The following is a 21,768-nucleotide window of genomic DNA, read 5'->3' as shown; positions in this document are numbered from 1 at the left end:
TTATCGTCAGGCAGACGACTATGATCGCCGCATGTCGCCCTACGACCCGTCGGCCTTTCCCCCCTTCGCCGTGACCGTCGACCTGGTCGTGCTGACCGTGCGCCGCCACGCGCTCTGCGCGCTCGTGGTGCGACGCGGGGAGCCACCGTTCCAGGGGCGCTGGGCGCTGCCCGGCGGATTCGTGCGCGACGACGAGGACCTGGCCACCGCGGCGGCCAGGGAGCTCGGCGAGGAGACGGGGCTGTGCGCCTCGGACCCGTCGGCCCCCGCGCTCGCCAACGGCGCCCACCTCGAACAGCTCGCCACCTACGGCGACCCCCGGCGCGACCCGCGGATGCGGGTGGTCAGCGTGGCGCACCTCGCCCTCGCCCCCGACCTGCCCGCCCCGCGCGCCGGCGGCGACGCGCACAGCGCCCGGTGGGCCCCCGTCGAGGACCTGCTCGGCCAGGAGGGCGGCTTCGGGCGCGACGGCGAGCAGCCCGCGCCGCTCGCCTTCGACCACGCTCGGATCCTGGCGGACGGGGTCGAACGCGCCCGGTCGAAGATCGAGTACTCCTCGCTGGCCACGGCCTTCTGTCCGGCCGAGTTCACCGTCGGTGAGCTGCGCCGGGTGTACGAGGCGGTGTGGGGCGTCGCCCTCGACCCGCGCAACTTCCATCGCAAGGTGACCGGTACCCCGGGCTTCCTGGTCCCGGCCGGAGGCACCACGACCCGCCAGGGCGGCCGCCCCGCCCAACTGTTCCGCGCCGGCGGCGCGACCCTGCTCAACCCCCCGATGCTGCGCCCCGAGGTCTGACACGGCAGAAGGCACACGGGCGTGCGTCCGCCACCCCCAAGGCCTGACACCCCGGCACACCTCACCTCCCCGCTGCGCCAAAAGTCCTAAATGTCGCGTTATCTTGCTGCGGTACCCGCCCAGCCGCCGAGCGGTCTCACCTACCGCGAGAGAAGCGATGCTCCAGGCAATCGGATTGACCAGCGCCCCCCGCCGAGACCTTCCGCCCGCCGTGGACGACCTCACCTTCGAGGCGAGACCCGGGCAGCTCACCGCCCTGCTCGGCGCTCCCGGATCGGGTCGTACGACGGCCCTGCGCCTGATGCTGGAACTCGAACCCGGCCGAGGCGTGACCTACTTCCGTGGCCGCCCGCTGCACGAACTCGCCCACCCCGCCCACGAGGTGGGCACCCTCCTCGGCGATGTGCCCGGCCACCCGGCCCGTACCGTACGGGGACAGCTCAAGCTGATGTGCGCGGTCGCCGGAGTCCCGGTCTCGCGTGCGGAGGAGATGCTCGAAGTCGTCGGCCTCTCCGGCCTCGCCGATCAGCGCCTCGGCACGCTCTCGCTCGGCATGGACCGCCGCCTCGGCCTCGCCGCCGCCCTGCTCGGCGACCCGCACACCCTCCTCCTCGACGAGCCCGCGGAAGGCCTCTCGCCCCGCGAGAACGCCTGGCTCCACGGACTGCTGCGCGGCCACGCGGAGCACGGCGGCACCGTCCTGTGCACGTTCGCCGACCCCAAGGAGGCCGCCCGGCTCGCCGACCGGGTGGTCACCATCGACGGCGGACGTCTCGTCGCCGACCAGGACGCCGGCGAGTTCGCCCGCACCCGGCTGCGGCCGCGCGTCGCCGTCGTCACCCCGCACGCCGCCCGCCTCGGCGCCCTGGTCAGCCGCGAGGCGCGCGCCGCCCACCGCTCCGTCGAAGTGGTCGCCGAGGACGGAAACCACCTGTCCGTGTACGGCAGTAGCTGCGCGGAGATCGGGGAGACCGCTTTCCGCAACGGCGTACTGCTGCACCAACTCGCCGACGAGATCGGCGACACCGGCCCGAGCGTCACCGTCCCACCCCAGGAACGGACGAGCCCGCCCCCGGGTTCCCACCCGCCACCTCTCACCCGCCGCCCGACCCGGGCCCCGCTGCGCCCCCTGCGCTACGAACTGCGCAGGTTCCTCGGCGTACGGACAACTTTCCTTCTGGCGGCGGGAGTTCTGGCCCTGTCGTCGTTCCTGGCCGTGCTGCTCGCGCGGTCCGGGCACACCCCGCAGCCCCGTCTCCTCGCCGCCTGGCCCGGCCTGCTGCCGCTTCCGCCGGCGGCGCTCGGCGCGGGCCTGTTCGGCGCCCTCGCCTTCGGCGACGAATACCGCTACCCGGCGCTCGCCGCCGACCGCGGCACCGTCCCGCGCCGGCTCGGACTGCTCGGCGCCAAACTCGTCGTGACCGCCGCCGCGGCCCTGGTGATCGCCGCCCTCGCGGTCGCCGTCGACTACGAGGCCCTGCGCCTGGTCTACGGCGCCGGCGTCACGGGGCAGCCGCAGGAATGGCTCGGCCTGAGCGCGGGCTGGGCCGGTCTCACCGTCGGCTGCGCCTGGGCCGGGCTGCTCGCCGCCGGGATCTTCCGGGCCACCACCGCGGGTCTCGCGGCGGTGCTCGCCGTGCCCGTGGTCGTCGTACCGCTTCTGAAGAAGGCCGTGGACGGGCGTTCGGTGCGTTCCGTCGCGGGTCTCCCCGACCGGCTGCGCGACCTGGCGTGGGTGCGGTGGCCGCACGCGCTCGACCACTGGCTCATCGCCGTTCTGCACCTGGTGGCCGAGCCCGTCGGAGCCGCGCTCGCCCTCTCGCTCACCGTTCTGATCTGCGCCTATCTCGTCACGGGGCTGCGTGCGAGGGCCCGTTGGTGAGCCGACGGCGACCCGCGAGAGGGGTCCTGTCCGCAACTCCCTTGGGAATGCCCGCTTCTTTCCGATAAAGCGTCAATTGCGGGGATGGCGGTGATCACCCTTTCGTGTGCTTTTCACCAAAGACCTCAAGGGGTGCCGGAGTCCCGCCGACAAAGGGTGCATGAGCACCCTTGCGCACACCATGATGACCGCCCGCACCGCCGACACCGGCCTCTCGGCCCAGGGCGAACTCGACCGCTACGCCTACGGGGAGGCGCGCCCGGCCGGCCGGATCGGCGCCCCCTCGTGGGACAACGGCGACGCGGAACTCGGCCGGGTAGGACGGCGTGCGGCGGGCAGTCGCGGCCGCGGTCTGCACGGCCAACTCGTCCAGCAGCTCGGTCAGATGATCGTCTCCGGCGACCTCGGATCGGACCGTCCGCTGGTGCCCGAGGAGATCGGCCAGCGCTTCGAGGTCTCCCGCACGGTGGTCCGTGAGTCCCTGCGCGTGCTCGAGGCCAAGGGTCTGGTCAGCGCCCGGCCCAACGTCGGCACTCGGGTCCGCCCGGTCAGCGACTGGAACCTGCTGGACCCGGACATCATTGAGTGGCGCGCCTTCGGCCCCCAGCGTGAGGACCAGCGCCGCGAGCTGGCCGAGCTGCGCTGGACCATCGAGCCGCTGGCCGCCCGACTGGCCGCCGGTCACGGCCGCGAGGACATTCAGCAGCGCCTCGCCGACATGGTGGAAATCATGGGCCACGCCCTCACCCAGGGCGACTCGATCACCTTCTCGCGGGCCGACGCCGAGTTCCACTCCCTGCTGATCCAGCTCGCCGGCAACCGGATGCTGGAGCACCTCTCCGGCATCGTCTCGTCCGCGCTCCAGGTCTCCGGCTCACCGGTCACCGGCTGTGACCGCCCCTCGGAGGGCTCCCTCGCGCACCACGGGCGGATCGTCGACGCGCTCGCCAACGGCGACCCCATCGCCGCCGAGACGGCCGTACGTCAACTGCTCACCGTCCACCCCGAGGTGGAGCGGGTCGTCCCCGCCCCGCGCGAGCACTGACAACAGCCCAGCCGCCGGGTCGTGCCGCCGGATCTCACGGGGGTCCGGCGCACCCCCATACGGCGCCGCATACGGGGTATCTGTCCCTTGTGGGCCCTTGGTCGCCTTTGGGGTGTGACTCGGGCCACGAAGATTGCGCGTAACACTCCTCGGAACCAGGCGATGACTTAAGAGGTAACAGCCGAGGAGGGAATACAGCCGCCATACGTGGCGCTGTGCAGCTCCGAGGTTCAGCCCGCGCCCCCGGCACATCCCCAGCCGGTGGTCGTCGGCTCCGGCCCGATCCTGGGCGGGGCCGGAAGCCGTTTTCCATCGTTTCGAGAGGTTGTTCGTGTCGGCCAGCACATCCCGTACGCTCCCGCCGGAGATCGCCGAGTCCGAGTCTGTGATGGCGCTCATCGAGCGAGGAAAGGCTGATGGACAGATCGCCGGCGACGACGTGCGTCGGGCCTTCGAAGCCGACCAGATTCCGCCGACCCAGTGGAAGAATGTTCTGCGCAGCCTCAACCAGATCCTCGAGGAAGAGGGTGTGACGCTGATGGTCAGTGCCGCGGAATCACCGAAGCGCACCCGTAAGAGCGTCGCAGCGAAGAGCCCGGCGAAGCGCACCGCCACCAAGACGGTCGCGGCCAAGACGACCGTGACCACCACCAGGACCGTCGCCGCCTCCGCGGCCCCGGCCGAGGACGTGGACGTGCCGGCCGACGAGGCCGAGGACGCCCCCAAGAAGGCCGTCGCCAAGAAGGCGGCCGTGAAGAAGACCGCCGCCAAGAAGACGGTGGCCAAGAAGACCGCGGCGAAGAAGACCGCCGCCAAGAAGGGCGACGAGGACGAGGCCGCCGAGGGCGAGGAGCTCCTCGAGGACGCCGCCCCCGGCAAGGGCGACGACGAGGAGCCCGAGGGCGAGAGCAAGGGCTTCGTCCTGTCCGACGAGGACGAGGACGACGCGCCGGCCCAGCAGGTCGCCGTCGCCGGCGCCACCGCCGACCCGGTCAAGGACTACCTGAAGCAGATCGGCAAGGTCCCGCTGCTCAACGCCGAGCAGGAGGTCGAGCTCGCCAAGCGCATCGAGGCCGGCCTGTTCGCCGAGGACAAGCTGGCGAACGCGGACAAGCTGGCGCCGAAGCTCAAGCGCGAGCTGGAGATCATCGCCGAGGACGGCCGCCGCGCCAAGAACCACCTCCTGGAGGCCAACCTCCGTCTGGTGGTCTCGCTGGCCAAGCGCTACACCGGCCGCGGCATGCTCTTCCTGGACCTCATCCAGGAGGGCAACCTCGGTCTGATCCGCGCGGTCGAGAAGTTCGACTACACCAAGGGCTACAAGTTCTCCACGTACGCCACCTGGTGGATCCGTCAGGCCATCACCCGCGCCATGGCCGACCAGGCCCGCACCATCCGTATCCCGGTGCACATGGTCGAGGTCATCAACAAGCTGGCGCGCGTCCAGCGCCAGATGCTCCAGGACCTGGGCCGCGAGCCCACCCCGGAGGAGCTGGCCAAGGAACTCGACATGACCCCCGAGAAGGTCATCGAGGTCCAGAAGTACGGCCGTGAGCCGATCTCGCTGCACACCCCCCTCGGTGAGGACGGCGACAGCGAGTTCGGTGACCTCATCGAGGACTCCGAGGCGGTCGTGCCGGCCGACGCGGTCAGCTTCACGCTCCTCCAGGAGCAGCTGCACTCGGTGCTCGACACCCTCTCCGAGCGTGAGGCGGGCGTGGTCTCCATGCGCTTCGGCCTCACCGACGGCCAGCCCAAGACCCTGGACGAGATCGGCAAGGTCTACGGCGTGACCCGCGAGCGGATCCGCCAGATCGAGTCCAAGACCATGTCGAAGCTGCGCCACCCGTCGCGTTCGCAGGTGCTGCGCGACTACCTCGACTAAATCGCGGTCGCCCCGCCCGTCCGCCAGGGCCCGGTCTCTTTCCAAGAGGCCGGGCCCTGGCGCGTGTCCGCGCGTGCGGCGGACGGTGTGCTGAATGACGCTGGGTGTGCCTGTGTCACCAAGAGTCAGGAGACCGTATGCGCCGCTTCATCGCCCGAGCCGCCTCCGGGGTGGCCGCCCTTGCGGTCACCGCACTGGCGACGCCGCCGCCCGCGGCCGCCGACGAGGTCGTCATCGGCGGCAACGAGATCAAGGTCTCGGAGAGTCCCTGGGTGGTGGCGCTGTCCAGCCGTGCCCGATTCGGAGGTACGCGGGCGGGCCAGTTCTGCGGGGGAGTGGTGGTCTCGGCAACGCAGGTGCTGACGGCGGCGCACTGTCTGCGCCCCGAGGTGCTGGGCATGGACGTGGCCAAGGTGTCCGACCTCAAGGTGATCGTGGGCCGCACCGAGCTGCGGTCCACCGAGGGCCAGGAGGTCGCCGTGAAGAGCGCGCGGACCAATCCCGGCTACAACCCGACGACCAACGCGGGCGACCTGGCGGTGCTGACCCTGGCCACCGAGCTGCCCGCCACCACGACGCCGATCCCGGTGGCCGCGGCGGGCGACCCCGGGTACCAGGCGGGCACCCGGGCCATGATCTACGGCTGGGGCGACACCTCGGGCAGGGGCAACTACCCGACGACCCTGCACGCGGGCCCGGTCACCGTGCTGTCCGACGCGTCCTGTGAGCGCGCCTACCCGCCGAAATCGGATGAGCCGTACGAGGCGTCCACCATGCTGTGCGCAGGCGATCCCAAGGGCGGCCACGACGCTTGCCAGGGCGACAGCGGGGGGCCGCTGGTGGCCGGAGGGAAACTCATCGGCCTGGTGTCCTGGGGGAACGGCTGTGCCCTACCGGATTACCCGGGCGTCTACACCCGGGTCGCGGCCGTGCCGTGGACCGCTGTGGCGGCCGGCTGACGGTCGGCGGTGTCCGGCGGACGCGGACATGAGAACGGGCGGTCACTCCCCCTGCACGGGGAGTGACCGCCCGTCGCCGGTCCTGGACCGGCCCTGGCTCGTCGGATCCGAGGTCTCAGTGGTCCTCGTCGCCTGCGGACTCGGGCACCGCGGTGAGGCGGTCCGTCTCGTCCTGTATGTCAGCGGCGATCTTCTTCAGTTCCGGCTCGAACTTGCGTCCGTGATGAGCGCAGAAGAGCAGTTCGCCGCCGCTGGTGAGGACTACGCGAAGGTAGGCCTGTGCGCCGCAGCGGTCGCAACGGTCGGCGGCCGTCAGGGGGCTCGCGGGGGTCAGAACAGTAGTCACGTCGCCTCTTCTCTAGCTCGACGAGCTGTCGTACCAGGGTCAACATCCAACCAGGCCGAAAACGTTCCCGCTCGTGGCTTTTCCTCGAAAGTTCTTGGTCAAGGTGGCTGTCTGCTGCCGGTTGGCGGCGAATGAGCCGTATTGCGGAGCTTTACGGGTTTCGCGTTGCTTGTCTCGTTTGGCCCTCCCGGCGGGGTTGCCGGTTGTTCATGAGGACGTGCCCGGAGCCTAAATGGTTCATGCCTGAATGGGAACGTGACATCCGCATCACCCCTGCGGGGGATCGAACATGTTTGCGACGCTGGACTAGCATGAGGATTCGCGAGGGTGGCGTTACAACGGCTCTACCAGGCCTCGGTACCCTCTGACCGGCGACCGACGCCGACCCCTTACCCACCGGGGGCGCAATTGAAATTCAGCGAGGAGCGAACTGCGTGACCGCCGAGACGTCCGTTCCGTCCACTGCGCTGCTGAGCGGGGCAGACCGCGACGGCTCCAACTACACCGCTCGGCATCTGCTCGTACTCGAAGGCCTCGAAGCCGTCCGTAAGCGACCCGGCATGTACATCGGGTCCACGGACAGCCGCGGCCTGATGCACTGCCTCTGGGAAATCATCGACAACTCCGTCGACGAGGCCCTGGGTGGCCACTGCGACCACATCGAGGTGATCCTGCACGACGACGCCTCCGTCGAGGTGCGGGACAACGGCCGGGGCATCCCCGTCGACGTCGAGCCCAAGACCGGGCTCTCGGGCGTCGAGGTCGTGATGACCAAGCTGCACGCCGGAGGCAAGTTCGGCGGCGGCTCCTACGCGGCCTCCGGCGGCCTGCACGGCGTGGGCGCCTCCGTCGTGAACGCCCTCTCCGCCCGCCTGGACGTCGAGGTGGACCGGGGCACCACCCACGCGATCAGCTTCCGCCGCGGCGTCCCCGGCATCTTCACCGAACAGGGTCCCGACGCGCCCTTCGACCCGGGCAACGGGCTGCTCAAGGGCAAGCGCGTGCCCAAGGGCCGTACGGGAACGCGCATCCGCTACTGGGCCGACCGCCAGATCTTCCTCAAGGACGCCAAGCTCTCCCTGGAGACGCTCTACCAGCGGGCCCGCCAGACCGCGTTCCTGGTGCCGGGCCTGACCATCGTCGTGCGCGACGAGCGGGGCCTGGACGGCGAGGGCAAGACCGAGGAGACGTTCCGCTTCGACGGCGGCATCAGCGAGTTCTGCGAGTACCTGGCGCAGGACAAGGCCGTCAACGACGTACTGCGCCTCACGGGGTCGGGCACGTTCAAGGAGACCGTGCCGGTCCTCGACGACCGCGGTCACATGACGCCGACCGAGGTCACCCGGGAACTGGGCGTGGACATCGCGCTGCGCTGGGGCACCGGATACGACACCAACCTCAAGTCGTTCGTGAACATCATCGCCACCCCCAAGGGCGGCACCCACGTCAGCGGCTTCGAGCGGGCGGTCACCAAGACCGTCAACGAAGTGCTCCGCTCCGCGAAGATGCTGCGGGTCGCCGAGGACGACGTGGTCAAGGACGACGCCCTCGAAGGCCTCACCGCGGTCGTCACGGTCCGGCTCGCCGAGCCGCAGTTCGAGGGCCAGACCAAGGAGGTTCTGGGCACCTCGGCGGCCAACCGGATCGTCGCGCATGTGGTCGCCAAGGAGCTCAAGGAGTTCCTGACGTCCACCAAGCGGGATGCGAAGGCGCAGGCCAGGGCCGTCCTCGAAAAGATCGTCGCGGCTGCGCGGACGCGGATCGCGGCCCGCCAGCACAAGGAGGCGCAGCGCCGCAAAACGGCGCTCGAGTCCTCCTCGCTGCCGGCGAAGCTGGCCGACTGCCGCAGCGACGACGTGGAGCGCAGCGAACTGTTCATCGTCGAGGGCGACTCGGCCCTGGGCACCGCCAAACTCGCCCGGAACTCCGAGTTCCAGGCCCTGCTCCCGATCCGCGGCAAGATCCTCAACGTTCAGAAGGCGTCGGTCTCCGACATGCTGAAGAACGCCGAGTGCGGCGCGATCATCCAGGTCATAGGGGCCGGATCGGGTCGCACCTTCGACATCGACGCGGCCCGCTACGGCAAGATCGTGCTGCTGGTCGACGCCGATGTCGACGGCGCGCACATCCGGATCCTGCTGCTGACGCTGTTCCAGCGGTACATGCGTCCGATGGTCGAGGCGGGGAGGGTCTTCGCGGCGGTGCCGCCGCTGCACCGCATCGAGCTGGTCCAGCCCAAGAAGGGCCAGGACAAGTACGTCTACACGTACTCGGACAACGAACTGCGCAGCACCCTGCTGGAGTTCCAGCGCAAGAACATCCGCTACAAGGACACCATCCAGCGCTACAAGGGCCTCGGTGAGATGGATGCCGACCAGCTCGCGGAGACCACGATGGATCCGCGCTTCCGTACCCTGCGCCGGATCAACATCGGTGATCTGGAAGCCTCCGAGCAGGTCTTCGACCTGCTGATGGGCAACGAGGTGGCGCCTCGCAAGGAGTTCATCACCAGCTCCGCCGCCACACTGGACCGCTCGCGCATCGACGCGTGATCCCGGCCTGACGGACGCCGGCCCCCCGAGCTCGTGGGGGCCGGCGTCCGTCGTCTCCACCCCTGGGTGGAGACGGAACTTCCACCCTCGCTCCACCCCTGCGCCGATGCCTCTGACCAGGCTGTTTCCGTAGCGTCTTGGACGTACAGACTTTCCGTCCCGTCGTCCGGAGGCTTCGATGTCCGCGCTTTTCAATGTGCTGGTAGCCGTCGCGGTGGTGGCGCTGATACTGGTCCGCCAGCTCAAGCCGCAGCAGGTGAACGGCGGCGGCCGCTGGTGGCTGGTGCCCGCGCTGCTGGTCTTCTTCTCGGTGCGCGACGGCGGCCTGGTGGACCAGCACCACCAGGTGGCGTCGACCGTCCTGCTCGGCGCGGAAGTCCTGATCGGCCTGCTCATGGGCGTCGGCTGGGCCTGCACATCGACGATATGGACCGAGCCCGACGGCACCACGTGGTCCCGCGGCACCAAGGCCACCGCCGGCATCTGGGTCCTGGGCATCGTCGTTCGGGTGGGGCTCGCGGGGCTCGGCGCCCTCGCCGGGATCCACCTGGGCACCGGCGCCCTCCTGCTCGCCCTCGCCGCCTCCCTGCTCGTCCGCGGCGCCCTCCTGATGTGGCGGACCGGGTCGGCTCCGGCGTCGTACGGTGTGGCTGCCGAAAGCCCCGCCCGGCAGGTGTGGAAGGACCGCGTGTGACCCAGGAGACCTGGCTCGGTTGGCCATCGCGGGAAGCCCTCTCCCGCGTCGGCCTGACCCGCGCCCGACGCAATCTCGCCTGGGGCATCAGGGCCCTGGTGTTCGGCGCCCTGCTCTGGTCCACCTTCAGCAAAGACCGTGCGGCCGGCGGTTGGGCCTGGGTGGCGGGGTTCGGCCTGGTGGTGGGGTGTGTCCTGCTGGCCCGCGTGTTCTTCCGCCTCACCTACGAGCACCGGCTCTGGCCGTCGGTGGCCTCGCTGCTCCTGGTGATGGGGGCCGCGGCCGGTGCCCGGGCGGCGGGCTGGCCGGTGCTGGCGCTCGTGCTGTGGTGCGGCTGCGCGGTGACCGCGCTGGAGCGGCTTCCGCTGGCGGCCGCCGTGCCGTGCACGGCCGTCGCGCTGGGCGCCTACACCGTGGCGGGCGACGACAACTGGCTCACCGCGGCGGTGACCGTGGCCGGGCTTGGACTCGCCGGGTATGTGCTGCGACTCGACGCCGAGGCACGCGGCACCGCCCAGCGGCTCCTGGCCCAGGAGCGGGCGGCGCGGGCCGCCGAGGCGGAGTCGGCGGCGCTGGACGAACGGGCCAGGATCGCCCGCGAGATCCACGACGTGCTGGCGCACAGCCTCTCGGCGCAGCTGGTGCACCTGGAGGCGGCGCGGCTGCTGATCGAGCGGGAGCCGCCCGGAGAGTTCCGGGACACCGTTCTGGAACGGGTGGTGGCCGCCCGGGGCATGGCCCGAGAAGGGCTCGCCGAGACCCGACAGGCGCTGTCCGCGCTGCGCGGCGAGATGAGCCCGGTGGAGGATTTCCTGCACACCCTGATCGAGGGACCGGGAGCGGGGGACGGGCTCGCCGCGGGGGCCCGGGTCCAGGTCGAGGGCGAGCGCAGGCCGCTGCGGGCGGAGGCGTCGCAAACCGTACGGAGGGTGGCGCAGGAGGCGCTGACCAATGTGCGCAAGCACGCGCCGGGTGCGGCCGTCGCCGTCCGCCTTGAGTATCTGGCGGACGAAGTGGCCCTGGAAGTAAGGGACTCGGGCGCCCGTGAGCGGGCGGGGGAGCTCACTGTCAGTGGCTGCGGATACGGTCTGTTGGGGATGAGGGAACGTGCCGAACTGCTCGGCGGGACATTGGAGGCCGGGCCGGAGGAGGAGGGCTTCGTGGTGAGACTGAGGGTGCCCGCATGAACGGGAGCGCGGCCGCGGCGCGGGGGACGATCAAGGTGGTCGTGGCCGACGACCAGTCCGTGGTGCGCGAGGGCATCGTGATGCTGCTGGGGCTGCTGCCCGGCGTCGAGGTCATCGGCTCGGCACGGGACGGCGAGGAGGCGGTCGCCCTCACGGCCCAACTGGCCCCGGACGTCGTCCTGATGGACCTGAGGATGCCGCGCTGCGACGGCGTCGAGGCGACCCGCCGCATCCGCTCCGAGCACCCCGGCACGGAGGTGGTGATCCTCACGACGTACGCGGACGACGACTCGCTCTTTCCCGCCCTGCGGGCCGGGGCCCGCGGCTATCTCACCAAGGACGCCGGCGGCGACGAGATCGTCAGGTCGATACAGGACGTGCTCGCCGGGCAGGCCGGGCTCGCCCCCTCCGTCCAGCGCCGCCTCCTGGAACGCGTGACGGCGCCCGATCCCGCCCCCGTCGCGCCGGCCGAGCTCCCGGACGGGCTCACCGCGCGCGAGGGCGAGGTGCTCGGCCTGGTCGCCGAAGGAATGTCCAACCCCGAGATCTCGCGAGCCCTGCACATCTCGACGGCCACCGTGAAGACCCACATCAACAACATTTTCGGCAAGACGGGGGCGCGGGACCGGGTCCAGGCCATGCGGTACGCCTACCGGCACGGGCTGTCCCGGCCTCCCGGCGACTCCGGTGCGTGACGATGCCCCCATCACCTAATGGGGTGAAGTCGGGGGCATAGCGGAGCCCAAGGCATGTCCGTTCTGCCCATCCTTGGGCACGCGGCCGAACGGGGCCGTGGGCAAGGAGAGTTGTTCGGTGGAGAAGCAGGAGGGGTGCGATCCCGCGGCGGCGCGGATCGACGACCCCTGGTATGACGCCTTGGCCTCGGGCTGGGGCGAAGTGGACGGCGGGCCGGCGCCCGTGGCCGTGCCCGCCCAGCACCGCGCCGACGAGGACGAACGCCTCAGCCCGGCCGAGATCTACCTCGAGGTGCATCGCAGCGCGGCGTTCCAGGAGGTGCGCCGCCGGTACCACCGCTTCGTCGTCCCGGCGGCTGTCGCCTTCTTCGGCTGGTATCTCGCCTATGTGATCACCGCGGTCAGCGCGCCCGGTTTCATGTCCCGCCCGGTCGTCGGCGCGGTGAACGTGGCGATGGTCGCCGGGCTGGCCCAGTTCCTGTCCACCTTCCTGCTGACCTGGGCCTACGCGCGGCACGCGCGGCTGCGGCGGGACCGGGCCGCACTGGAGTTGCGCTGGGTCGTCTTCGAGCAGAACCAGCAGCACCGGAAGAGCCGGAACACCCCGGACCACCGTTCCGGCCTGAACGGCCGACCCGGGTGGAGCGCCAACGCCGGACTGAACGGTCAGCCCAACTCGAACGACTGGCGCAGTCAAGGCAGTTACAGCGACCACAGTGACCACAGCGGCCGCCGCGACCATGGCGACCTCCGCGACCAAAGCGACCACAGCAGGGACGGCGGCACGTACGACCGGCCGGGCGAACCGGGGCGTGGAGCCCGGTACAACGACGGACAGGGAACGACACGGGAGACCAACAGGTGATCGTCGGCGGGGACCATCAGACTCTGGCGCTGCTGCTGTTCAGCGCGTTCGTGGCGGCGACGCTCGCCATCACCACCTGGGTGAGCCGCAACCGACACGGCTCCGCCGAGGAGTTCTATACCGGCGGCCGACTCTTCTCGCCCATGGAGAATGGTTTTGCCATCGCGGGCGACTACATGTCGGCCGCCTCCTTCCTCGGCATCTCCGGTCTCATCGCGCTGTTCGGCTACGACGGGATGCTGTATTCGGTCGGCTTCCTCGTCGCCTGGCTGGTGGTGCTGCTCCTGGTCGCCGAACTGGTGCGCAACTGCGGCAAGTTCACGCTGGCCGACGTGGTCGCGGCCCGGATGAACGAACGTCCGGTGCGGATCGCGGCGGGAACTTCCTCGGTCACCGTGTCCGTTCTCTATCTGGTGGCGCAGATGGTCGGCGCGGGCAGCCTGGTCGCCCTGCTGCTCGGCGGCACCAGCGACGCCGCGCGCAACTGGACCGTCATCGGGGTCGGCGCCCTGATGGTGGTCTATGTGTCCCTCGGCGGGATGCGGGCCACCACCTGGATCCAGATCGTGAAGGCCGTCCTGCTCATGGCGGGCACCATCACCCTCACCGTCCTGGTGCTGCTGCGCTTTCACGGCGACATCAATCTGCTGCTGAACTCGGCGGCCCAACACAGCGGCCACCCGAAGGAGTTCCTCGCACCCGGCCTCAAATACGGCGGGGACTGGACGGCTCGGTTCGACTTCATCAGCCTGGGGCTCGCCCTGGTCCTCGGCACGGCCGGACTGCCGCACATCCTGTCGCGCTTCTACACCGTGCCGACCGCGCGGGCGGCCCGCCGCTCGGTGGTCTGGTCCATCGGCCTCATCGGCGGCTTCTATCTGATGACGATCGTGCTGGGCTTCGGCGCGGCCGCGCTGGTCGGCTCGGACGCGGTCAAGGCGTCCAACCCCGCCGGGAACACCGCCGTCGCGCTGCTCGCCTACGACCTGGGCGGCGGCGCGGGGTCCACCGGGGGAACGGTTCTCTTCGCCGTGGTCGCCGCCGTCGCCTTCGCCACGATCCTCGCGGTGGTCGCGGGCATCACCCTCGCCTCCTCGGCGTCCGTCGCGCACGACCTGTACGCCTCGCTGCGGCGCCGGCACGCGAAGCAGCGCAGCGAGGTGACGGTCGCGCGGTTCGCCTCGGTGGGGATCGGCGCGGTGGCCATCGGGCTCGGCCTGCTGGCCCGGGACCTCAACGTGGCCTTCTTGGTCGGTCTGGCCTTCGCGGTGGCCGCTTCCGCGAACCTTCCGGTGTTGCTGTACTCGCTGTTCTGGCGGAACTTCACCACCCGGGGCGCGGTGTGGTCGGTGTACGGCGGCCTGGTGCCGGCGCTGGTTCTGGTGCTGGTCTCGCCGGTGGTCTCGGGCAGCCCCGAATCGCTCTTCCCCGACGTGGACTTCCAGTTCTTCCCGCTCCAGAACCCCGGACTCATCTCCATCCCCCTGGGCTTCCTCGCGGGCTGGCTCGGCACGGTGACCTCCCCGGACCTGCCGGACGAGGCGAAGCACGCGGAGGCGGAGGTGCGGGCCCTCACGGGGGCGGGGGCGGTGTGAGCGGCGGGGGCGGTGTGAGCCGCGTCCTACGGTCCTACAACGACGCGGCCCACTCGTAGCGGTGCTCCGGGCGGCCGGTTTCGCCGTAGCGCAGGCCCAGGCGTACGCGGCCGGCACGCTCCAGGAGTTTCAGATAACGCTGGGCGGTCTGGCGGCTCACGCCGGCCCGCTCGGCGATCTCCTGGGCCGAGAGCGGACCCTCGGCCTCCTTCAGGACGCGGCGCAACAGGTCGGCCGTGGTGGGGGAGTGGCCCTTGGGGAGGTCGGGTTCGGCGGGGACGGACAGCGCCCCGAAGATCCGGTCCACCTCCGCCTGTTCGGCCTCGCCGCCGCCGTCCAGGGTGCGGCGCAGCACCGCGTACGCCTCCAACTTGGCGCGCAGACCGGCGAAGTTGAAGGGTTTCACCAGGTACTGGAGTGCGCCCTGGCGCATTGCCGCCTGCACCGTGGCGACGTCCCGGGCGGCCGTCACCATGATCACGTCGGTCTGGTGGCCCAGCCTGCGCAGCTCTCGTACGAAGGTCAGACCGTTCTCGTCCGGGAGATGGTGATCGAGCAGCACCAGGTCCACCGGGTGCTCGGCGATCCTCGCGAGCGCCTCCGCGGCCGAATGCGCCTGCGCGACCACCCGGAATCCGGGAACTTTCCGGGTGTACGCGGCATTGATGTCGGCGACGCGGGGGTCGTCGTCCACGACCAGTACGTCGATCACGGTGCCTCCTCCCTCTTCCTGCTCCGGTCCGGATCAGACCCGCCGCCCCTCCCGGGCTCGCCCAGAACCTCGCTCCCAGGCTCACCCACGGCTTCACCTTCGCGACGCTTGCCCAGGGCCTCGCTCAACGCGTCGGGCAGTACGACGGTGAACTCCGCCCCGCCCAGCGGCCCCGTACCGACGCGAGCGCTGCCGCCCATGCGCTCCGCGAAACGGCCGACCAGGGCGAGGCCGAGGCCCCGTTGGCCGTGGGCGGGGGGCTCCTTGGTCGTCCAGCCCTCGGTGAAGACCAGTTGGCGCCGGTCAGCGGGAACGCCCGGCCCGTTGTCGCGGACCCGCACCACCACGGTCCGCCCCCGCGCGCGGAGCTCGACCTCGACCGCTGCGCCGGGCGAGCCGGCCGTCGCATCGAGCGCGTTGTCGATGAGGTTGCCGGTGACCGTGACCAGGCCGCGGGGGTCGACGAGCCGGTCGGGCAGCCAGGTGGCGGGGGACAGGCTCAGGGCCACCGCGCGTTCCGCGGCGACCGTCGCCTTGCCGACCAGGACCGCGGCGAGCAGCGGGTCCCTGACCTTCTCGGTGAGCTGCTCGGCGGTGGTGCGGTGCACCCCGACGACCTCGGTGACGTACTCGACGGCCTCCTCGTACAGTTCCAGTTCGAGCAGTCCCAACAGGGTGTGCAGCCGGTTGGCGTGCTCGTGGTCCTGGGCGCGGAGGGCGTCGATCAGGCCGCGCGTCGAATCCAGCTCGCGGCCCAGACGCTCCAGCTCGGTGCGGTCGCGCAGGGTGGCCACCGCGCCCCCGTCCTGCGTCGGCATCCGGTTGGCGACCAGGACGCGCTGACCGCGCACGGTCAAGAGGTCGGTGCCCTCGACCCGGCCGCTGAGCACCTCGGTCGTCCGGCCCGCGCCGAGGACCTCCTCCAGGGCCCGGCCGCCCGCCTCGGGGCCGACGCCCAGCAGACGCTGCGCCTCGTCGTTGAGGAGCCTGATCCGGCCGTCGGGGTCGAGCGCCACCACGCCTTCGCGGATGGAGTGCAGCATTGCCTCGCGCTCCGCCAGCAGCCCGGAGATGTCGGAGAACGCCAGGTCACGGGTCTGTTTATGGATGCGCCGGGCGATCAGGTAGGCGGCGAGCGCGCCCACCGCCAGCGCTCCGCCCGCGTAGGCGAGCAGGCCGGGGATCGCGCTGAGGAGCCGGGCCCGCACGCTGTCGTACTCGATGCCCACCGAGACGGCGCCGACGATCGTGCCGTCCGGTGTGCGCAGCGGGACCTTGCCGCGGGCCGAGCGGCCCAGGGTGCCGCTGTCGATCTCCATGACGTCATGGCCCGCGAGGACGTCGCCGGGGTCGGTGGACACCACCCGGCCCAGCTCCTTGGGGTCGGGGTGCGACCAGCGCACTCCTCGCGTGTCCATGACCACCACGTACTCGGCGCCCGTCGCCCGCCGGATCCGTTCCGCCTCGCCCTGGACCGGACCCGCGGCGGACGGCCGGGAGGCGAGCAGGTCCTCGACGACGCGCGGCTGGGCGGCGGTGGCCGAGGCGATGGCCAGCGCGCGCCGCATGGCCTGGTCGTCGAGCTGGGCGCTGAGCGGGGCCAGGAAGAGGCCGGTGGCGAGCACGGCGACTCCGGCAGCGACCGCCAGTTGCATGAGCAGGACCTGGGAGAACACCCGCCGCGGCCAGCCCAGGCGCCGCCGTCGCGCGGCGGTGCTGGTCGGTGGGGCGGTCATGGACAGGCACGTTAGACGGCCCGGTACGCATCCCGAAATCCCCGGGGGATCGCGGCACGGTCTTCGCGGCCCTTTCCCGGGACCAGCCACTCGCCCGTGACGGGCAGCACAGCCGGCTCCCCGGGGGCCACCCGCCCCCATGAAAGTCGCTTGCGTGGTTTGCGGATATCTTGCGGGCGCCTGTCGCGCTGCCGGGAAAGCCGCAGCATGCGCCTACGACAGGGAGGAAAGCGATCGTTCCGGTTCAGCGGTACGGAGGGGCGCGGGTTTCCCGGGTGTGTCACAGGGATGGACGCATGGACACATCTCTGCAACTCTCTCACCGCTCAGCGCAAAATACGTAGCTCTTCCATGCAGAAACCCTAGTCGCGCAGATCGGGGACACATGAGAACGCACCGTTGGAGATGGCGTACGCGGATGAGGGTGCTCGCCGCGGTTCTCGCCACCAGCCTGTTCATGATCGGTTGGCCGGCGCTCACCGCCTCGGCGGCGGGCGGCCCGGACCTCGCCGCGGGAAAGCCCGCGTCGGCCTCCGGTGCGAACGGCACCTACCTCGCCAAGAACGTCACCGACGGCGACCAGTCCACCTACTGGGAGAGCGCCGGCAGCACCTTCCCCCAGTGGGTCCAGGCCGACCTCGCCACCACGAGCACGATCGACGAGGTCGTCCTCAAGCTCCCCGCGTCCTGGGGCGACCGCAAGGAAACCCTGTCCGTGCAGGGCAGCGCCGACGGCACGAGCTTCAGCACCCTGGTGGGCTCCACCGCGTACAGCTTCACGCAGGCGTCGGGCAACACGGTGACGATAGGGTTCGCCGTCGCACGGGCCCGGTTCGTACGGATCGACATCACGGCGAACACCGGCTGGCAGGCGGCCCAGCTCTCCACCCTCGAAGTGCACGCGTCCGCCGGATCGAGCAGCGCCAACCTCGCCCTCGGCAAGACGCTCACCGCGAGCAGCACCACCCAGACCTATGTCGCCGCCAACGCCAACGACGGCAACAAGGCGAGCTACTGGGAGAGCGCCAACAACGCCTTCCCGCAATGGATCCAGGCCGACCTCGGCGCCACCGTGCCGGTCGACAAGGTGGTCCTCAAGCTGCCGGACGGCTGGGGAGCCCGCACCCAGACCCTCAGGATCCAGGGCAGCGCCAACGGCACCGACTTCCTGGATCTGACCGCTGCGCAGGGGTATGACTTCACCCCGGCGGGCGGCCTCACCGTGCCGATCACGTTCACCGCGGTCACCACCCGCTACGTACGGGTGCTGATCACCGGCAACACCGCGCAGCCCGGCGGTCAGCTCTCCGAGCTGGAGATCTACGGTCCGACCGGCGGAGACACCCAGCCGCCGTCCGCGCCCGGGAACCTCGCCTACACCGAGCCCGCCACCGGCCAGATCCGGCTGACCTGGGACGCGGCCACCGACAACACCGGCGTCACCGGGTACGACATCTACGCGGGCGGCGAGCTGCGCACCAGCGTCGCGGGCAATGTCACCACCTACACCGACACCCAGCCCGCGAGCGCCACGGTCGCCTACTACGTGCGGGCCAAGGACGCGGCGGGCAACCAGTCCGCCAACAGCAACACCGTGACCCGCAAGGGGAGTTCGGGCGACACCCAGGCGCCGACCGCGCCCGCGAACCTCGCCTATACGGAACCGGCGGCCGGACAGATCAAGCTCACCTGGGCGGCCTCCAGCGACAACGTGGGCGTCACCGGCTACGACATCTACGCCGACAACCAGCTGCTCAAGAGCGTGGCGGGCGATGTCACCACGTACACCGACAGCCGGCCGGTCACCGTCACCGTCTCCTACTGCGTACGGGCCAAGGACGCGGCGGGCAACCAGTCCGGCGCCAGCAACACCCTGACCCGTAACGGCACATCGACCGGGGACGGCTCCAACCTCGCGGTCGGCAAGCCCATCTCGGCCTCCTCGTCCACGTTCACCTTCGTCGCCGCGAACGCCAACGACAACAGCACGACGACCTACTGGGAGAGCGCGCCGGGCGGCTACCCGAGCACCCTCACCGTCAAGCTCGGCGCCAACGCGGACACCAACACGGTGGTCCTCAAGCTCAACCCGGACAGCGGCTGGGGCCGGCGCACCCAGAACATCGAGGTGCTCGGGCGCGAGCAGAGCGCCTCCGGGTACACCTCCCTGGTCGCGGCCAAGGACTACACCTTCGACCCGACGAGCGGGAACACCGTGGGCATACCGGTCATGGCCCGGGTCGCCGACGTCCAGCTCAGGTTCACCTCCAACACCGGGGCCACGGGCGGGCAGATCGCCGAGTTCCAGGTCGTCGGGGTGCCCTCGCCCAACCCGGACCTGGAGGTCACCGCGGTGACGGCCGCCCCGTCCGCGCCGGTCGAATCGGACGCCGTGACCCTGTCGGCGACCGTGCACAACAAGGGGACCAGCGCCTCGCCCGCCACCACCGTCGCCTTCCAGCTCGGCGGCTCCAAGGCGGCCACCGCCACCGTGGGGGCGCTGGCGGCCGGCGCCTCGCAGACGGTGAGCGCCTCCATCGGCACCCATGACGCGGGAACTTATCCGCTGAGCGCGGTCGTTGATCCGGACAACACCGTCATCGAACAGAACGACACCAACAACAGCTTCACGGGCAGCCCCCTGGTGATCAAGCCGGTCGACTCCAGCGACCTGATCGCCTCCGGGGTCAACTGGTCGCCGAGCGCGCCCTCGGCGGGCCAGGCCGTCACCTTCTCCGTGACGCTGAAGAACCAGGGCACGCTCGCCTCCACCGGCGGCGCCCACGCCATCACCCTGACCCTGCTCGACGACAAGGGCGCCACGGTGAAGACCCTCACCGGCGCCTACAACGGGACGCTCAACCCGGGCGCCACCGCGGCCCCGGTGAGCCTCGGCAGCTGGACGGCCGCCAACGGCAAGTACACCGCGAAGGTGGTGATCGCCGACGACGGCAACGAGCTGCCGGTCAAGCGCGCCAACAACACCAGCGCGCAGGCGTTCTTCGTGGGGCGCGGCGCCAACATGCCCTACGACACCTATGAGGCGGAGGACGGTGTGACGGGCGGCGGCGCCCAGGTCGTCGGGCCCAACCGGGCCATCGGCGATCTCGCGGGCGAGGCCTCCGGGCGCAAGGCCGTCACCCTCAACTCCACAGGAAACTATGTGCAGTTCACCGCCCGCGCCGACACCAACAGCCTGGTGACGCGCTTCTCCATCCCGGACTCGCCGGGCGGCGGTGGCACCAGCGCGAGCCTCGACCTCTACGTCGACGGCGCCTTCCGCAAGGCCATCGACCTGAGCTCGAAGTACATGTGGCAGTACGGCGCCGAGGCGAGCCCCAACAACGCGCCGAGCTCCGGCGGCCCGCGCCACATCTACGACGAGGCCAACGTCCTGCTCGGTGACACCGTGAAGGCGGGCAGCACCATCCGCCTCCAGAAGGACGCCGCGAACTCCTCGACCTACGCGATCGACTTCATCAACCTGGAGCAGGTCACCCAGATCCCGAATCCCGACCCGGCCGCCTACGCCGTGCCCGCCGGCACCGCCCAGCAGGACGTGCAGAACGCCCTGGACAAGGTGCGGATGGACACCAGCGGCAAGCTCGTCGGCGTCTATCTGCCGCCCGGCACCTACTCCACGAGCAACAAGTTCCAGGTCTACGGCAAGGCGGTGAAGCTGGTCGGCGCGGGCCCCTGGTTCACCCGCTTCGCCACCCCGCCCGACCAGGAGAACACCGACGCGGGCTTCGACGTCCAGTCCTCCGCCAACGGCTCCACGTTCAGCGGGTTCGGGTTCTTCGGCAACTACACCTCGCGCAACGACGGTCCCGGCAAGGTGTTCAACTTCGCCAACGTCGCCAACATGACGATCGACAATGTGTGGGTCGAGCACATGATGTGCCTGTACTGGGGCACCAACACCGACCACATCACCATCAAGAACTCCCGGGTCCGCGATCTGTACGCGGACGGGATCAACCTCACCAACGGCAGCAGCGACAACACCATCAGCAATGTGGAGGCCCGCTCCACCGGCGACGACAGCTTCGCGCTGTTCCCGGCGACCGACATCACCAACGCGGACGAGACAAGCAACGTCTTCGAGAACCTCAGCGCCCTGTTGACCTGGCGGGCCGCCGGATTCGCGGTCTACGGAGGCACCGCCAACACCTTCCGGAACCTGTACGCCGCCGACATGCTCACCTATCCCGGACTGACCATCGGCACGCTGAAGTTCGGCTCGATCCCCGCCCTCGGCTTCGGGACGGATCCCACGACCTTCCAGGGCATCTCCCTGGTGCGCTCCGGCGGACACTTCTGGGGCGCGCAGGCCTTCGGCGCGCTGTGGATGTACTCGGCGGAGTACGTGTTCCAGGGGATTCGCATCAGCGACCTCGACATCGTCGATCCGACGTACTCCGGGATCGTGTTCCAGACGAAGTACAACGGCAGTACGCCGCTGTACCCCATCAAGGACAGTGTGCTGACCAACGTCAGCATCAGCGGCGCGAAGAAGAGCGGTGACGCCTTCGACGCCAAGTCCGGCATCGGGATCTGGGCCAATGAGCTGCCCGAGCCCGGACAGGGGCCGGCCGTCGGCGAGGTGACGTTCACCAGCCTCAAGCTCAGCGGCAACGCCCAGGACATCCGCAACACCACATCGACCTTCAAGATCAACATCAATCCGTGACGGAGGTCCATCGCCGTACCGCCCCGGGGGCACCCCGGGGCGGTACGCGCACGCCCTGGAAGCGGGCCGCCCCGAGCCGGGGATCGTCCTGGCCATCAACGCAAACCGCTTGCATGGCTTGCGCTA

Annotated in this window: 14 protein-coding genes and 1 pseudogene; 12 read left to right on the top strand and 3 right to left on the bottom strand. The window is 70.4% G+C overall.

Annotated elements, in window-relative coordinates; all coding sequences use genetic code 11:
* The first annotated feature begins 31 nt into the window (after window positions 1-31).
* From DWB77_RS10085 to DWB77_RS10065, 5 genes are all read left to right on the top strand, one after another.
* Entirely contained in the window at window positions 32-796 is a 765-nt protein-coding gene (locus DWB77_RS10085) for an NUDIX hydrolase (RefSeq protein WP_120720929.1), read from the top strand.
* 157 nt (window positions 797-953) lie between these two features.
* Window positions 954-2,678, top strand: a complete 1,725-nt coding sequence (locus tag DWB77_RS10080) for an ATP-binding cassette domain-containing protein (protein WP_120720928.1) — start codon at window positions 954-956, stop codon at window positions 2,676-2,678.
* Between the two features lie 160 nt (window positions 2,679-2,838).
* The gene (locus tag DWB77_RS10075; RefSeq protein WP_120720927.1) at window positions 2,839-3,723 is read left to right on the top strand and encodes a FadR/GntR family transcriptional regulator; all 885 of its coding nucleotides are present in this window, start codon (window positions 2,839-2,841) and stop codon (window positions 3,721-3,723) included.
* Window positions 3,724-4,054: 331 nt separating this feature from the next.
* Window positions 4,055-5,608, top strand: coding sequence for an RNA polymerase sigma factor (locus DWB77_RS38830; protein ID WP_120727612.1), 1,554 nt, complete (start codon window positions 4,055-4,057; stop codon window positions 5,606-5,608).
* Between the two features lie 137 nt (window positions 5,609-5,745).
* Window positions 5,746-6,567 carry a serine protease gene (locus DWB77_RS10065; RefSeq protein ID WP_120720926.1) on the top strand — a complete coding sequence of 274 codons (822 nt, stop codon included), beginning with the start codon at window positions 5,746-5,748 and terminating at the stop codon, window positions 6,565-6,567.
* A gap of 115 nt (window positions 6,568-6,682) precedes the next feature.
* On the opposite strand, the gene DWB77_RS10060 is transcribed toward DWB77_RS10065, so the two are convergent.
* Window positions 6,683-6,913 (bottom strand): DUF7455 domain-containing protein, encoded by a 231-nt coding sequence (locus tag DWB77_RS10060; RefSeq protein WP_120720925.1) that lies wholly within the window; start codon window positions 6,911-6,913, stop codon window positions 6,683-6,685.
* Between the two features lie 434 nt (window positions 6,914-7,347).
* Here DWB77_RS10060 and DWB77_RS10055 point away from each other — a divergent pair, with 434 nt between their 5' ends.
* From DWB77_RS10055 to DWB77_RS10030, 6 genes and pseudogenes are all read left to right on the top strand, one after another.
* The gene (locus DWB77_RS10055; protein ID WP_120720924.1) at window positions 7,348-9,465 is read left to right on the top strand and encodes a DNA gyrase/topoisomerase IV subunit B; all 2,118 of its coding nucleotides are present in this window, start codon (window positions 7,348-7,350) and stop codon (window positions 9,463-9,465) included.
* A gap of 178 nt (window positions 9,466-9,643) precedes the next feature.
* Window positions 9,644-10,159 (top strand): CcdC protein domain-containing protein, encoded by a 516-nt coding sequence (locus tag DWB77_RS10050; protein WP_120720923.1) that lies wholly within the window; start codon window positions 9,644-9,646, stop codon window positions 10,157-10,159.
* Window positions 10,156-11,346, top strand: coding sequence for a sensor histidine kinase (locus tag DWB77_RS10045; protein ID WP_120720922.1), 1,191 nt, complete (start codon window positions 10,156-10,158; stop codon window positions 11,344-11,346). Before DWB77_RS10050 ends, DWB77_RS10045 begins: the two co-directional genes overlap by 4 nt.
* Window positions 11,343-12,041 carry a response regulator transcription factor gene (locus DWB77_RS10040; protein ID WP_120720921.1) on the top strand — a complete coding sequence of 233 codons (699 nt, stop codon included), beginning with the start codon at window positions 11,343-11,345 and terminating at the stop codon, window positions 12,039-12,041. Before DWB77_RS10045 ends, DWB77_RS10040 begins: the two co-directional genes overlap by 4 nt.
* A gap of 118 nt (window positions 12,042-12,159) precedes the next feature.
* Window positions 12,160-12,642 (top strand): annotated as a pseudogene (locus DWB77_RS38825) (DUF485 domain-containing protein); the annotation flags it as partial.
* Between the two features lie 263 nt (window positions 12,643-12,905).
* The gene (locus DWB77_RS10030) at window positions 12,906-14,501 is read left to right on the top strand and encodes a solute symporter family protein (RefSeq protein WP_120727610.1); all 1,596 of its coding nucleotides are present in this window, start codon (window positions 12,906-12,908) and stop codon (window positions 14,499-14,501) included.
* Between the two features lie 34 nt (window positions 14,502-14,535).
* Here DWB77_RS10030 and DWB77_RS10025 read toward each other — a convergent pair whose 3' ends face one another.
* Together DWB77_RS10025 and DWB77_RS10020 are read right to left on the bottom strand one after the other, a co-directional pair.
* A complete protein-coding gene (locus DWB77_RS10025; protein WP_120720919.1) occupies window positions 14,536-15,213 on the bottom strand; it encodes a DUF7342 family protein in 678 nt (225 codons plus the stop codon).
* Window positions 15,210-16,949: an ATP-binding protein gene (locus DWB77_RS10020; protein ID WP_120720918.1), complete on the bottom strand. Its 1,740-nt coding sequence runs from the start codon at window positions 16,947-16,949 to the stop codon at window positions 15,210-15,212. The genes DWB77_RS10025 and DWB77_RS10020 overlap by 4 nt, the downstream gene beginning before the upstream one ends.
* 385 nt (window positions 16,950-17,334) lie before the next feature.
* Here DWB77_RS10020 and DWB77_RS10015 point away from each other — a divergent pair, with 385 nt between their 5' ends.
* Window positions 17,335-21,642 carry a discoidin domain-containing protein gene (locus tag DWB77_RS10015; protein ID WP_120720917.1) on the top strand — a complete coding sequence of 1,436 codons (4,308 nt, stop codon included), beginning with the start codon at window positions 17,335-17,337 and terminating at the stop codon, window positions 21,640-21,642.
* Window positions 21,643-21,768: the final 126 nt, after the last annotated feature.

Origin of the sequence: Streptomyces hundungensis (assembly GCF_003627815.1) — a bacterium.
GTDB lineage: Bacteria > Actinomycetota > Actinomycetes > Streptomycetales > Streptomycetaceae > Streptomyces > Streptomyces hundungensis_A.
Note: the sequence above shows the minus strand (reverse complement) of the source record. Positions and strands in the feature narration are given on the sequence as shown.

Coding starts and splice junctions, on each gene's coding strand:
- DWB77_RS10085 (WP_120720929.1), top strand. CDS start 32: ATGTCGCCCTACGACCCGTCGGCCTTTCCCCCCTTCGCCGTGACCGTC.
- DWB77_RS10080 (WP_120720928.1), top strand. CDS start 954: ATGCTCCAGGCAATCGGATTGACCAGCGCCCCCCGCCGAGACCTTCCG.
- DWB77_RS10075 (WP_120720927.1), top strand. CDS start 2,839: ATGAGCACCCTTGCGCACACCATGATGACCGCCCGCACCGCCGACACC.
- DWB77_RS10065 (WP_120720926.1), top strand. CDS start 5,746: ATGCGCCGCTTCATCGCCCGAGCCGCCTCCGGGGTGGCCGCCCTTGCG.
- DWB77_RS10050 (WP_120720923.1), top strand. CDS start 9,644: ATGTCCGCGCTTTTCAATGTGCTGGTAGCCGTCGCGGTGGTGGCGCTG.
- DWB77_RS10040 (WP_120720921.1), top strand. CDS start 11,343: ATGAACGGGAGCGCGGCCGCGGCGCGGGGGACGATCAAGGTGGTCGTG.
- DWB77_RS10020 (WP_120720918.1), bottom strand. CDS start 16,949: ATGACCGCCCCACCGACCAGCACCGCCGCGCGACGGCGGCGCCTGGGC.
- DWB77_RS10015 (WP_120720917.1), top strand. CDS start 17,335: ATGAGAACGCACCGTTGGAGATGGCGTACGCGGATGAGGGTGCTCGCC.